Origin of the sequence: Nonomuraea sp. NPDC049684, assembly GCF_044465345.1 — a bacterium.
Lineage (GTDB): Bacteria > Actinomycetota > Actinomycetes > Streptosporangiales > Streptosporangiaceae > Nonomuraea.
Window position 1 is genome coordinate 1 of sequence record NZ_JBITLO010000021.1, and the last position, 14,329, is coordinate 14,329.

General features: G+C 72.1%; 10 protein-coding genes. 6 read left to right on the forward strand and 4 right to left on the reverse strand.

The genetic code is table 11. The features are described from left to right. Positions 1-328 precede the first annotated feature (328 nt). Positions 329-754 carry a carboxymuconolactone decarboxylase family protein gene (locus ACIBST_RS43060; protein WP_397179274.1) on the forward strand — a complete coding sequence of 142 codons (426 nt, stop codon included), beginning with the start codon at positions 329-331 and terminating at the stop codon, positions 752-754. Between the two features lie 162 nt (positions 755-916). Then, positions 917-2,722 (forward strand): serine/threonine-protein kinase, encoded by a 1,806-nt coding sequence (locus ACIBST_RS43065; protein ID WP_397179275.1) that lies wholly within the window; start codon positions 917-919, stop codon positions 2,720-2,722. Positions 2,723-2,744: 22 nt separating this feature from the next. Here the strand turns inward: ACIBST_RS43065 and ACIBST_RS43070 are convergent, their stop codons facing one another. The 4 genes from ACIBST_RS43070 to ACIBST_RS43085 form a co-directional block, all read right to left on the reverse strand. Then, a complete protein-coding gene (locus ACIBST_RS43070) occupies positions 2,745-3,623 on the reverse strand; it encodes a hypothetical protein (RefSeq protein ID WP_397179276.1) in 879 nt (292 codons plus the stop codon). Between the two features lie 16 nt (positions 3,624-3,639). Next, positions 3,640-6,312, reverse strand: a complete 2,673-nt coding sequence (locus ACIBST_RS43075) for a hypothetical protein (protein ID WP_397179277.1) — start codon at positions 6,310-6,312, stop codon at positions 3,640-3,642. A gap of 145 nt (positions 6,313-6,457) precedes the next feature. Then, positions 6,458-7,174, reverse strand: a complete 717-nt coding sequence (locus tag ACIBST_RS43080; RefSeq protein WP_397179278.1) for a hypothetical protein — start codon at positions 7,172-7,174, stop codon at positions 6,458-6,460. Between the two features lie 14 nt (positions 7,175-7,188). Then, entirely contained in the window at positions 7,189-7,743 is a 555-nt protein-coding gene (locus tag ACIBST_RS43085; protein WP_397179279.1) for a papain-like cysteine protease family protein, read from the reverse strand. A 161-nt stretch (positions 7,744-7,904) separates the two neighbouring features. Here ACIBST_RS43085 and ACIBST_RS43090 point away from each other — a divergent pair, with 161 nt between their 5' ends. From ACIBST_RS43090 to ACIBST_RS43105, 4 genes are all read left to right on the forward strand, one after another. Further along, positions 7,905-8,813, forward strand: a complete 909-nt coding sequence (locus tag ACIBST_RS43090; RefSeq protein WP_397179280.1) for a hypothetical protein — start codon at positions 7,905-7,907, stop codon at positions 8,811-8,813. Between the two features lie 78 nt (positions 8,814-8,891). Further along, positions 8,892-9,800, forward strand: a complete 909-nt coding sequence (locus tag ACIBST_RS43095; protein ID WP_397179281.1) for an NADP-dependent oxidoreductase — start codon at positions 8,892-8,894, stop codon at positions 9,798-9,800. A gap of 154 nt (positions 9,801-9,954) precedes the next feature. Next, positions 9,955-10,107, forward strand: a complete 153-nt coding sequence (locus ACIBST_RS43100) for a hypothetical protein (RefSeq protein WP_397179282.1) — start codon at positions 9,955-9,957, stop codon at positions 10,105-10,107. 230 nt (positions 10,108-10,337) lie between these two features. After that, positions 10,338-14,291: a metallophosphoesterase gene (locus ACIBST_RS43105; RefSeq protein WP_397179283.1), complete on the forward strand. Its 3,954-nt coding sequence runs from the start codon at positions 10,338-10,340 to the stop codon at positions 14,289-14,291. Positions 14,292-14,329 lie beyond the last annotated feature (38 nt).

Sequence of the window (14,329 nt, forward strand, 5' to 3'; positions counted from 1 at the left end):
GGCGGTTTCACACAGAGACTCACGCGATGGCCCCCTGTCGTTGAAGGCGACGCGCCGTACAAGGCCGGATCTACACCACCCGACGGGACGCAACCCTGCGCCCCACCGGGCTGCGCCAACGGGTAGCGCTCCCGTGCTGGGTATCTCGCGCTGCGCCCCCGTGCGCGCGCTCCTATGTCGCGTCTCCGCGCTGCGCCCTAGCGGGCCGCGTCCCTTGTGCTGCGCCCCCTCGCTGCCCCCGTCGTCGTGTCGGCCGCGGTGATCCCTCGGCCGTTGCCGCGTGGGGCGGTTTGCGTTTGAGCGCGCTCGAAGTTCTACGGTTTCGGACATGACGAACATTGCTGAAGGATTCGACCGTGAACAGCGCTACGAGCACGGCCTGGAGGTGCTGCGGAAGATCGACGGCGAGGCCGGGCAGCGGGTCGTGGACGCCCTTGCCGACGTCTCGCCCGAGCTGGCCCACCAGGTGGTCGCCTGGGCCTTCGGTGAGATGTACGACCGTCCCGGCCTTGCCCCCCGCGACCGCCAGTTGGTGACCCTGGGCGCGCTCACCGCGCTCGGCGGCTGCGAACCCCAGCTCGACGTGCACGTCAACGCCGCCCTGAACGTCGGCCTGACGCCCGATGAGATCACGGAGGCCCTGTTGCACTCGGCCGTCTACTGCGGCATGCCTCGCGCGCTCAACGCGACGTTCGCCGCCAAGAAGGTCTTCGCCGATCGCGGCCTGCTCCCCGCGCCGGACGGCACGGCCTGACCCAGACTGCCGCCCGCCCGATCCGGCCGACCATGACACCGGGTTGCTTCCTCGATCCGGCTCGGTCGGGACGAGACCTACGGGTCGCTCGCCTGGTCCGGCTCGATCCGGGTGTGGCTGGGGGCTGCCTGGGGGCCGGATGGTCTGTAATGATCGACTGGGATGAGCGTGCAGGCGTTACAGGCGACGGATCCACCCGAGATCGGCGGCCACCGGCTGCTCGGGCGTCTCGGCGCGGGCGGCATGGGCGTGGTGTACCTGGCCAGGAGCCGCCGCCTGGGGCTGGTGGCCGTCAAGGTCATCAAGCACGACCCGGCCGACCCCGAGGCCATGGAACGCTTCCGCCGCGAGGCGGCCACCCTGCGCGGCCTGCGCAGCCCTTACGTGGCGCCGCTGGTGGACGCCCGGGTGACGGCGCCGCCGTACTGGCTGGCGACGGCGTACGTGCGGGGGCCGACGCTGTTGCGGGCGGTGGCGGAACGGGGGCCGCTGCCGACGGGGCTGTGCCGTCGGCTGCTCGCCGGGCTGGCCGCCGCCCTGGCCGACGTGCACCGGCACGGCGTGCAGCACCGCGACCTCAAGCCGCACAACGTCATCCTGTCGCCGCAGGGCCCGCGGCTGATCGACTTCGGCATCGCGCGGGCCCCCGGCCAGAGCACGATCACGACGTCGGGGGAGATCGTCGGCACCCCCGGCTACATCGCTCCCGAGGCCGTACGTCAGGAGCCCGTCACGGCGGCGGCGGACGTCTTCGCGCTGGCCGGCACGATCGCCTACGCCGCCACCGGCCGTCCGCCGTTCGGGCGCGGCGAGCCGATGGCGGTGCTCTACAGCAGCCTGAACGCCGACATCGACGTGGACGGCGTCGAGCCCGCGCTCGCCGAGCTGATCCGCTCGTGCGCCGCGCGCGATGCGGCGGAGCGGATCACGTCCGACCGGGCGGCGGCGCTCGCCGGGAGCGCCGCGGGCCCGTTGTCGTGGGCCTCGGACGCGGAGTACCAGGCACTCGTCGCCGAGACCGGCCCCACCGAGGACAACCTCACCGAGGGCGACCCCGCCAAGGGCGGCCCCGGCGAGAGCAACCCCGCAGAGACCGACCCCGTCAAGGGCAAACCGGTCAAGGGCGGCCTCGGTAAGGGCGGCCTCGGCGAGGACAACCCCGCAGAGGGCGACCCTGCTGAGGACAAATCGGTCAGGGGTAATCCCGGCACGGGCAGTCCCGGCACGGGCAAACCAGCCAAGGACGACCTGGCCGGGGACGGTCCCACCGGGGCGGCGCGGCCCGGGCGGGCGTTCTGGTCCGGCCGGGCGTTGGCGGTTGGAGCCGTCCTGCTGGCTCTGGGGGCGACGGCCGCCGTCCTGTTCCCCCGGCTCACCACACCCACCACCGGCCCCACGACCACCCCCACGAAGGGCGGCCCGGCCGCCGTTCAGGCGACCATGGCGGACGATCCCGGAACCGCGGTGGTCACCCAGCCCCCACCCGACCCCACCCCCGCGGGCCCCGTCCGGTGGCAGGCCGTGCACGGCCCCCGGTGCACGGCCGAGTGGTTCTACGCCGACCCCGCCTGGCGTCCCGTCACCGGCGGGTGGAAGGGCGACGGCTGCGCGGGCGCGGCGCTGGCGCTGCGCGTCGGGGGCGTGCCGGCCCACTTCAACCAGGTGGTCAACTGGTACTTCGACACCCGCGGCGGCGCCCGCTGCACGATCGACGTGCACATCCCCGACGACCCCCGCTCGACCGGCCTGGCCTTCTACTACCTGGACGGCGACAGAACCGACCCGCCGCACCTCGGCCCGCCGGTGACCGTGGACCAGCGCGCCTTCCGGGGACGCTGGGCCCCGCTCGGCACCTGGCGGGTGCCCGCCCCGGGCCGGCTCACCGTCCTGGTCGGCAACCAGCCCGTCACAGCCGACGACACCCACGAGGTGACGGTCTCCGCCGCCCGCGCCCGTTGCCGCTGGTGACCCGGCGGCGCGGGCCGGCGGGTCAGCGCAGGGTTCTGCCCAGGGTGCCCTGCTCGGGGTAGGAGTACCGGACGCGCAGCACGAGCTTGGGCTTGCGCGGCTGGCTGCCGGCGTAGGCCAGCAGGCCGGAGAAGAAGTCGAGGCCGTCGGCGTTCACCCCGACCTCGACGCAGCCGTGGCTGTACCCCTTGTGCGAGTTGTGCAGGTAGAAGCCGCCACGTCCGTACATGTTCCCCTGGATCGGGGTGAGCCGGACGCGGAAGGTGCCCCAGTCGGGGAAGACCGGGCCGTTGCCGCCCACGGGCAGGAACTGGATGCCCTCCCCGGGGTTGGAGACGGCCTTGTCGCCCCGCTGATTCGCCGCCTCGACGGAGCTCTGCCGGGGGTCGACGTGGGTGAAGAACGTGTACAGGCCCTCCGGCAGCGGGCCGTGGTCCTTGCTGTTCTGCATGCTGCCGATCTGGTGTCCCACCAGGCCGGACGTGGCCGCGTACAGCAGCGTGCCGGAGCTCTGGAGGGAGGCGGGCATGGACCTGCGCCAGTACAGGAACCTGCCGGTGTAGACCAGGTCGGCCTGGTCGTCGGCGGCGTCGCGGACGTCGAGGTCGAACCGGCCGAGCGTGCGCAGGGCGCCGGTCCGGGGCACTTCGACGGCCTCGAACCGGCCCGATCCGGGCGTCCGGCCGGTCAGGGCGAACACCCGGTAGGAGCCCTGCGGGCCGTAGGAGGCCCGGGTCTCCTCCAGGAACACCAGCCCGGAGGTGTGGTGGAAGAGCACGGAGTGCACGCTGTCGCCGGGCTTCTCGCCCTTCCACATCAGCGGCCGGGTCTCCTCGCCGACGGTGAGGGAGATCCGGGAGACCCGGTCGTCCTGGCTCGCCTGGAAGCAGAAGTACGTCATCGGGCCGTCCGCCGCCCTACGAGATCGTCGCGAGGTTGGACGTGAGCGCGATGTCGGTGCCGGACGACGGCGTGTACTCGTGCCACTCGGCGATGAGCGCCCCCTTCTCACCCGGTTGCAGGATCGGCACGGGAGCCTGCGTGCCGCGGTGGGCGAAGCTCAGGCGCTCGACCGTGAGGTGGGTGGCGTCCGGGATGGCGACGACGAGCTGGGCCTCCTGGACGCGGCGGTCGTCCTCGGCGTCCAGCACGACCGGCAGCCCGACGACGAACGCCGAGCTGTTGCCGACCTTGATGTTCACCGGGTTCGGGCTCGGCGCCAGGTCCGACGAGGACGTGGTGAAGGCGGCGTCCTGGAGCCGGGCGGCCGCCCGTTCGGGGTTGGCGGGCGGGATGCCGGGATAGTTGCGGTCGTCGTAGGCCGCGATCTCCTGCGCGATCGTCAGGTACGGCGCCGGGACCGGCGCGCCGACCGCGCCCCCCTCGGCGAAGCGCATCCACTCCTCCTCCCAGCCCTTGCGCACGGTCAGCACGATCCGCGCGCTGCCGGCCCGCAGGAACGCCTGCCTGGTCGGGTCGGGGTGCCGCAACTGCCGGATGAACGGCCAGCTCGGCGGGACGTCCCAGAAGTAGGAGTAGAGGAACGTCACCACGTTCTCCCACTCGATCGCCTGGTTGATGAACCGCACCAGGTCCTCGTGCCGCCGCAGCAGCGTCCACTGCTCGGCGCTGAGCCCGAGGCCCGGCCCGTCGAAGCCGATGCCGTGCTGGAGGTCGACGTGCGCGGCCAGGAAGGCGGCCAGGACGTCGGCGGGCATGAAGTCGAAGTCGCTGCCGAGGACGAACCGCAGGACGCACTTCATGATCTCGTCGCTCTCCTCGCGCCGCAGCGTCAGGGTGTCGACGTTCGCCAGCTTGCCCTCGATGGCCGCGATGCGCGCGGCGATGTCCTCCTGCTCGGCGAAGTACCTGGTCTGGGCGGCGTTGTAGAGCGCGTTCCAGACGTCGGTGCGCCACTGCTCGACGGCCTCGTCGGTGAGGTCGAGCCGCACGCCGAGCCCGACGAACACCCGCTCGGAGTGGTGGAAGAAGAACGTGATCTTGTGGCGGCCGGTGAAGCCGCGCATGTAGGGCGTGGCGCCGTCGAAGGACATGATCCGGTGGTCGCGGATGACGAGCGCGTCCGACAGGTTGCGCCACGTCGGCTCCGAACGGGCGCCGATGACGTCGAAGTTCATCTTGTCGTCGGAGTCGTCCTTGCCGACCTGGGCGTCCAGCACGAGCTCCCGGATGTGCGTGCCGCCGGGCACGTCGAACTCCAGGTCCAGGAACCACCAGTTCCCGTCGGTGTTGACGTGCGAGCTGACGGTCAGCGGCGTCGGCTCCTCGGGGTGCGGCCGGACGGTCACGCCGTGCCGGTCGGCCAGCCACTGGTACTTCGGGACGCCGGTCGGTGACGGGTGGCCGTCCTGGTCGACCGGCTCCGTGGTGATGTCGGCGTGCTTGACCGGGAACTCGAAGGGGCCCTGCTGCGAGCGCAGCAGTTCCAGCTCCGCGTACGCCCGCCGCATCGACGCCCCCGGCTCGGGGACCGCGATGTCGTACGTCAGGCGCAGCCCGTACCGGTAGAGCCTGACCCGCCACTTGCGCATCAGGCTGAAGTAGTCGATCCGGACGGGGTCGTTGCCGGCGTTCTTCAGCACCCGGGTCGAGGTCTCCTCCGACCCCGTCACGGTGGTGGTGGAGATGGTCACCTTGTGCTCGCGGCGGGAGCGCGAGGACGCCTTCTGCGTGGTGGCGCGGGCGTGCTTGATGCTCTCGGCGGCCGAGGCCGACTCCGAGCCCTGCGCGGTGAACCCGGTGGTGCTGGAACCGGAGATGATCGGGATGCCGCCCTGGACCGTGCCGGTGATGTTGAACTGGTTCGAGTGCTGGCTCTGCGACGCCGTCGACTGCGACAGGTCGGTGTTGTCGGTCACGCCCGTCTCGCTGACCTCCTCCAGCGAGTCGGTGACGATGGTGGTGAACTCCTTCGAGGTGACCGACCACTCCTTGTGCGTGACCGCGGTCTCCTCGCCGGGCGCGAGCGGGATGGTCGAGACGAGCTCGCCGCGCTGGATCCCGACCGGCACCATCTCGATGCGTTCCAGGTTGAGCATGCCGATGGGCGGCGCGGCGGTGTTGACCGCCAGGCCGCGCAGGGCCACCGCGGCGGTGTTGAGCGCCTGCGCGGCCCGGCCGGCCGCCACCCGGGCGCCCGCGCCCTCCGCCTCGCGCAGGCGCTCGGCGCGCAGTTCGACGAGCGTCCCGGCGAACAGCGCCAGCTCGGCGGCCGGCACCCGCGCCAGCGCGGCGGGGTCGGGGCGCAGCGCCGCGACGGGCTGCTCCTCGAAGCGCCTGAGCAGGTCGAACGCCTCGCCGGAGACGCCTTCGGCGTCGTCCGCGGCCCGGAGGCGGTCACGGACCGCGTCGGTGTCGCCGGGGGCCAGCGCGAGCTGCCGGACCGCCCCCAGCTTGACGATGCCGCCGCCCGCGCCGCCGCCCGCGCCGCCGGGGGCGTCGTCGTGCGCACCGGGCACCCGCAGCGGAACGAGCGTGCCCTTCAGCACCTCCCGCGCCGAGTTGTCCAGCACCGGCGCGGCCGGCGGGGACGGCGGCCCGGCGGCCGCCGCGCTGTGGATGTCTGCCATGGTCGTCCCCCCTCGTGGATGAGCTGTGCCGCCATGGTGCGGGCGGGCGGCGGGGGAGGGCATGAGTAGCGGCTACTCAGAAAAAGGCGGCCCGCGCCTCCGCCGAGATGGCCGCCGGAGGCGCGGGCCGTGCAACCGGATCTCGTCAGGTGCGGCGCCCGCGCAGCAGGCGAATGGTGATCACCGCGCCGAGCAGGACCACGGCGCCCACGACCCAGGGCAAGGGGGTGCTCCCCGGGCCGGGGACGCCGTAGCCGCCCGCGTAGCCGTCCCTGGCGTAGGAGCTGCCGGGGAGCTTGGCGGCGTAGCGCTGTCGCACCAGCCGCCGGTAGTCGGCCACGGGGACGCCCGCCCGGCCCACCGACTGCGCGGCCTCGTCGTTGAGCGGCACGACCGTGCCGTCGCGCAGGGCGTACCAGGCGTTGAGCTGCGGCTCGCGGAACACGGTGCCGGTCTGGCCCGCGTACCGCTGTTCGTCGCCGCCGCTGGCGATGTTGCTGACCACCCACGACCCCCGGCGGTCGCGGGTGGTCCAGACGGAGGCGGTCTGCCCGTCCGGCGCGGTGGCCCCGGTGGCGAGGAAGGCGAAGCGGGCGATCTCCGCCGACCGTCCGGCCACGAAGTCCGGGTTGAGGTCGTTGACGGCGACCGTGGGGCCGTCCACCCGCGCGGCCACCGGCGCCAGGCTGGTCTGCCTGCCCTGGCCGGCGAAGAAGCGGCCGACCGTGTCGCCGGCGCCCGCGGCGGCGGCCCTGGCGGCCTCCACGTCGGCCTGGCTGGGCGCGCCGGGGTCGGCCAGCGCCGGGCTCGGGACCCACAGGAACAGCGCGGTCAGGGCCGCGACCGCTGCGAAGAGCTTCATGTCGATGGCCTCCTTCACGCGCCGATGTAGTCGAGCGAGTGGGTCCAGAAGAACGAGGAGTTGGAGACGTAGTAGTTGTAGGTGGACCAGTTGTAGCGGGTGCTGGACGGCCACGGGTTGCTCCAGTACACGTACGACGAGCTCTGGTCGTAGCCGTAGATGACCTCCATGTGGCCGCCGCCGCTGGTCCACTGGATGCGGGCCATGATCGGGCGGTCGGCGTCGATCTCCCGGACGATGGCGGCGTAGGTCAGGTAGTCGTAGACGTACACGCCGGGGTTGATGCCGATCTGGCGGAAGGCGGTCTGGTCGTTGCCGAGGGTGGCCTGGTTGTTCGGGCAGCTGGTGTTGACGCCGCGGTTGAAGGCCAGGTTGCAGAACTGGTTCTGGCTGTAGGAGTACCCGTAGTAGGCGGCGACGGAGTTGCCCGTCGCGGCCCAGCACCAGTTGGAGTACTGCTGCGACTGCTGGGTGAAGTTCAGCTTGTACCAGGACGCGGCCTCGGCCGGGGGGCTGCTCGCGATCCAGGTGGCCGCCGCTAGGGCGAGGGCCACGGCCAGGCGGAACATAGGCGCTCCTTCTGCTGGGGGGTGCTGCGAAGGATGTTCGACCTGCGGAGATGGCCGGACAAGAGGGAGCGGATTTCCCTGACATATCACTGTGGAAGGTGACATTTCATGACGTTCGTGAAGTGATGACGAATCTGTGGAAATCTGTGAACATTCACAACGTGGCGGATGAGCTCCAGGCCGCGCTGCGCGCCGGCCCCTTTCACGTCGCCCTGCGGGCCGCGGTCGGAGCGCGGGGGCTGACCCTCGAACGGCTGCGCCACCGGCTGGCCCAGCGCGGCCTCCACGTCGGGGTGAGCACGCTGAGCTACTGGCAGCAGGGCCTGCGCCGGCCGGAGCGCGAGGAGTCGTTGCGGGCCGTGGGGGCCCTGGAGGAGATCCTCGACCTGCCGCCGCGCTCGCTGATCGGGCTGCTCGGGCCGCCGAAGCCGCGCGGCCGCGCGCCCGGGGTGGCGTACTCGACCCTGTTCCGGCCCGCCCAGGTGGTCTCCGCCATGCTGGACGAGCTGGACGCGGTGGCCGACGACCGCCGCCTGCACATCGCCGTGATGTACGAGTCGCTGCGCATCGGCCCCGACCGCAGCCTCACCACCCGCGAGACCACGCAGGTGGTGCAGGCCCACGAGGAGGGCGCCGACCGCTACATCATGATCTACCGCGGCGACGCCGGCTGCGACGTGGACCGGGTCACCGTCGCCGCCCTGGAGGACTGCCGCGTCGGCCGCGTCACCAGGGACGGCGAGACCGCCACGGTGGTCGCCGAGCTGCTGTTCGACCGGTCGCTGCGGGTCGGCGACACCCACGTCCTGCGGTACGAGATCGCCGACCTCAGCGGCGCCGAGTCCTGCTTCTACGAGCGCGGCTTCCGCTTCCCGGCCGGCCAGTACGTGCTGCGCGTCGCCTTCGACCCGGTCGAGCTGCCGGTGCGCATCCACCGCTTCGCCCGCCGCGGACCCGGCGGCGGCGAGCTGACCGCCTCCGAGCTGACGCTGAACGCCCAGCACGCCGTCCACCTGATGGCCGCCGCCCTCCAGCCGGGCCTGGTCGGGATCCGGTGGGCCTGGCCCTGACCGGCGCGTCGCTGTCACACTTCGGGCCGCCGTCCCGTCCTGTCGCCGACAATGACGATGAACGGAGAGGCGATGACCATGAGAGCGATACGCGTGCACCGGCCCGGCGGCGACCTGGTCCTGGAGGACGTGCCCGTGCCGCGCCCGGCCACCGGCGACGTGGTGGTGCGCGTGCACGCGGCCGGTTTCGTCCCTGACGAGCTGGACTGGCCGGGCACCTGGACCGACCGGGCAGGGCGGGACCGCGCGCCGTCCGTGCCCGCCCACGAGGTGGCCGGCGTGGTGTCCGAGGTCGCCTACGGCACCACCGGCCTGTCCGTGGGCGACCGCGTCTTCGGCCTGACCGACTGGCACCGCGACGGCGGCGCGGCGGAGTACGTCGCGGTCGAGGCGCGTGATTTGGCCCCGATCCCCCCGAACGTCACCTTCACCGAGGCGGCCGCGCTGCCCCTCGCCGGGCTGACCGCCTGGCAGGGCCTGTTCACGCACGGCGGCCTGGAGGCGGGCCGGACGGTCGTCGTCCACGGCGCGGGCGGCGGCACGGGCACGCTGGCCGTCCAGCTCGCCCGCCGGGCCGGCGCGCACGTCATCGCCACCGGACGGGGGCGCGTCGCGGGCCTGGCGGTGGAGCTGGGGGCGCACGAGTTCGTCGACCTGGAGCGGCAGCCGTTCGAGGAGGCGGTCGAGCCGGTGGACCTGATCTTCGACACGATCGGCGGCGACCTGCTCGCCCGCTCGGCGGCCAAGGTCAAGCCGGGGGGAGCGCTGGTCTCGATCACCGCGCCGCCGCCGGTCGTGCCCGAGGGCGGGCGGGCGGTGTTCTTCATCGTCGAGCCCGACCGCGCCCAGCTCGCCGAGCTGGCCGCGCGGGCCGGGGCCGGGCTGCTGCGCGCCCACGTCGGCGCGGTGTACCCGCTGGCCGAGACCGGGCGGGCGTTCCGCGACAAGCGCGGCGGCGTGCCGGGGAAGGCCGTGATCGAGATCTGACGACGACGCCGGGCGATCGGCGTCACATGTATGGATATTTCGGGCTATTGAGGAAACCTTGACCGGCCTGCCGTATGACCGTCCGGGCCACGGGCACGCGCAGTTACGGAGCCAAGCGACCCGCTGACTCCGCGTACCGAAGGAAGGAACCGTCATGCCGCAGAGCAAGGCCCGCAAGACGAAGACGGGCGACAAGGACAAGGACAAGAGCCGGAGCTCCTCGACCCAGAGCCGCACCGGCACCGACAAGAAGTCCTCCGGCAACAAGTCCCAGGAAGGCAAGAACCTCCCGGGGCACCAGAGCTGAGCCTGAGCGGCACGACGGCGTGACACCCGGCCCGCGGGCCGCGGGTCACGCCGTCTCTCTTGTCGGGGTTGTTCCTGTCTGTGGACAGATGACCAGAATGAGGAGACAGTTCCCCGCCCCTTCAGTCTCTCCATGCACAACGTTCACCCGTGCGCTCCAACGTGTCCGCTCGAAGGGCACGCCGCCTCATCGGCTGCCCGTGAACGTCATGGAAGGACCCGATGCAGCCGATGGCAGCACGACAGTTATCAGGCGGTTCGAGGAGCGGGGGACGGCTCGTCGTCACCACCGCGCTCGCGGCGGTGCTGGTGGGCGGCCTCGTCACGGCGGCGTACGCCGACCCGGGGGAGCAGGGCCGCGGCCGGCCGACCCCCACCCCGACGAGCACCCCCGCCCCGCCCGCGCTCACCCCCGCCACCGGCTCCTACCTGGAGGGCACCGCGAAGGTCGCCGCCGTCCCGGTCACGGCCGGCGACAGCGTCACGAAGCTCGACCTCGACGGCGCCCCCGTCACCGCCACCGCGACGGTGGGCGTCTCCAAGCTGGCCTTCGACGTCGGCTCGAACTCCACCGAGGCGCAGTACCACAGCTACGTGCAGGTCAACGGCGGATACAAGGCCGAGATCGGCAACTTCGCCAATCAGCGGGCCACCATCGAGATCCCGAACGAGCACCTGGTCAAGGGCGAGAACACGGTCGAGATCGTGGTCGGCACGATCCAGTCGTCCTGCGGCCAGAACCACGACGACTTCGTGCTCTCGGACGTGGGCCTCGAACTGCTCGGGGAGGTGGCCGACGGCGAGGACAACCCGTACACGCTCAACTTCGGCGACGGCAACTGCGGCAGCAACACCACGCTGCTCAAGCGCGCCACCCTCAAGTTCTTCACCCAGTCCGACCCGCGGGGCACGACCGGCCTCGCCGCCGAGCTGGACACCACCGGGCTGGCCAACGGCGAGCACGTCCTCAGCGCCGCCACCGCGGCGGGCGCGACCGTCCGCAACACCGTGACGGTGAACAACGCCCCGGCCGGCGCGCCGCGGCTGATGCCCACCGACGGCACCCTCGTGGCCGGCGTCAGGACGGTGAACGCGACCGTCCCGGCGGCCGGCGCGGGCGGCGTCGAGTCGCTGACCGTGGACGGCGGCAAGCCGGTCACCAGGGCCACGCTCGGCAACGGCGCCGCCATGCTCGCCTTCGACGTCGGCGCGGACTCGATCGACGACAAGTACGACGACTTCCTGCTGGTCAACGGCAAGCGCATCGACCTGGGCGGCACCTGGGCGAGCCGGCGGGTGACCGTCGCGGTCCCGGCCAGGTTCCTGACGCCGGGCGAGAACACGGTCAAGGTCGTCACCGGCGACTACAAGGACGCCTGCGGCGTCAACCGCGACGACTTCACGATCGCGAACCTCGCCCTGACCCTCGACGGCGCCACGGTGACCGGGAAGGACGTCAAGCCCTCGTACGCGCTGGGCGACGGCGACTGCGGCAGCGACCAGGCCCTGCCGCGCGAGGCCGAGCTGCGCTACACGATCGACGCCCCGGCCGTGCACGTCACCGAGACGCTCGGCGCGGGCCAGGCGACGCTCGGCTTCACGGTGGGCAGCAACTCGATCGAGGCCCGCTACCAGAACTTCGTGCTGGTCAACGGCCAGAAGGTGGTGCTCGACGGCGACTTCGTGAGCCGCCGGGTGGACCTGCCGATCCCGAACGAGTACCTCGTGCCCGGCTGGAACACGATCGACTTCGTGGCCGGCACGTACCCGACGTCCTGCGGCGCCAACCGGGACGACTTCGCGATCTCCAACATCGTCCTCACCCCGGCGCAGGGTACCGCGGCCGGCCAGATGATCAAGCCGTCGTACGCCATGGGCGACGGCAACTGCGGCGACACGGCGAACCCGCTGACCGAGATCGACCTGGAGTTCCTGGTGGACGCCCCGGCTCGCGGCCTGCGCGCCGACCTCGACACCACCGCGATCAAGGACGGCCGGCACACCCTGGCGGCCAGGTCCACCTCCGGCCAGACCGCCGAACGCGTCCTGATCACCGACAACTCCGCGCCGAAGGTCGCGCGCAGCGTCCCCGCCGCGGACGAGAAGATCACCGCGACGGTCGTCCTGGACGTCAAGCTCGAAGACGCCTCCGGCGTCGTGTCCGGGCCGGACGTCAAGCTCGACGGCCAGGCCGTGGAGCTGGGCGCCCGGATCGGCCCCGGGCTGAAGGCGGGCCGGCACACGCTGTCGGTCACCGGCGCCGACGGGCTCGGCAACACCGCGGCCCGGGAGATCGTCTTCGAGTCGGCCGGCATCCCGGACGCCCCCGCCGAGCTCACCCCGGCCTCCGGGACGGCCGACGTGACCGGCCCCGTCACGCTGTCGGCCAAGGTCGGCGAGCCCGGCGGCGGCCCGGTGACGGCCACCTTCTCCGAGGCCAGGATCCTCACCCCGGACGAGGCGTACCAGGGCACGGCCACGACGCTGCCCACGACGCTCAAGGTGCCGGGCGAGCAGCGGATCACGGCCGACGGGCTGGAGCCCGGCGACGGCCGCACGCTCGACGCCCCCACCGGCCGCGACCTCGTCTACCAGCGCTTCGACGTCAAGGTGCAGGGCCACGTGGACGCGCCCGTGCTGCGCTGGGAGGGCGTCGTCGACCCCGAGCGCCTGGCCTCGCTGCGGGCCTGGAACACCGAGGCCAAGGCGTGGGACCTGCTGACCAGCGCCCGCGGCGGGGCCGACGGCAGGACCGTCCTGACCGCCGTCGTCGGCCCCGAGTACGTGGACCGGCAGCGGGTGCACGTCATGGTGACCGGCGAGGACCCGTTCGCCGACGACATCGACCCCGGCGACCCGAACGGCTTCGCCGACCCCGCCACCTACGACTTCTCGATCGTGCACTTCACCGACACCCAGTACATCTCCGAGGGCGCGGTGGAGCAGGAGACCCCGCAGGAGCGCGCGGTGTGGGAGTCGGCCTACGCCGGCATCGTCAACTGGATCACCGCCAACAAGGACCAGCGCAAGATCTCCTACGTCGCCCACACCGGCGACATCATCGAGAACAACATCCGCAAGCCCGCCGACGAGGCCACCCAGCGCGAGGTCGTCGGCGAGTTCGAGGTGTCGTCGAAGCAGCAGCGCGTGCTCGACCAGGCGAACATCCCGAACGGCGTCATCGCCGGCAACCACGACAACCAGTCGGGCACCGAGGACGGCCCCGGCGCGATCTACAACAGGTACTACGGCCCGTCCCGCTACCAGGACGCCTCCCAGGGCTGGCGGCACGCCAAGTACGGCGGCCCGTGGAAGGAGGGCGACAACCAGAACCACTACGACCTGTTCTCCGCGGGCGGCCTGGACTTCGTGGTCGTCGGCCTGTCGTACGGCGTGACCAGGGAGGAGGCCGAGTGGGCCGACTCGGTCTTCAAGAAGTTCCCCGACCGCAACGGCATCCTGCTCTCGCACGACTACCTCGTGCCGAGCACCAGCCCCGACGGCCGCGGCGCCGCCTTCTCCGCCCCCGACGGCTCGATGCTCTACAAGACGGTGGTGGAGAAGAACCCGAACGTCTTCCTCATCCTGGCCGGTCACGAGCACGGCGTGGGCACCAACGTGAAGCCGAGGGTCGGCCAGGTCGGCAACGGCGTGGTCGAGCTGCTGGCCGACTACCAGTTCTACACGGTCTCGGCCGACCGGCTCGGGCTCACCGAGGTCGGCGGCTACAAGCCGGAGGACCAGCTCCAGTTCGGGGCCAGCTACTTCCGGCTGCTGCAGTTCGACGTCAAGCGGGCCGAGCTGAGCGTGGACACCTACTCGCCGCTGCTCGGCGACTTCGGCGCCGGCGAGTTCGACCCGCTGCGCCGCTACGACGGGCGCGAGGACAACATGGTCCTGCCCGTCGACCTCACCACCCGGACGACGAGCTTCAGGACCGACTCCCTGGCGCTCTACAAGCCGACGAAGATCATCGGCAGGAGCACCGCGGCCTCGGGCCAGGTCGCCTCGGTGACCTGGCAGCACCTCAAGGACGACACGGCCTACGCCTGGTTCGTCACGGCCCGTTCCGCGGGCGGCGGCGTCACCGCGTCCGAGCCGAGCGTCTTCGTCACCAAGGACGAGCACGGACGTCCCGGCAAGTGGGACAACGACTCGCCCATGTACCGCTGGTTCACCCGCTGATCCGCCCCCCTCGCCGCCCCGGGCCCGCGCCCGGGGCG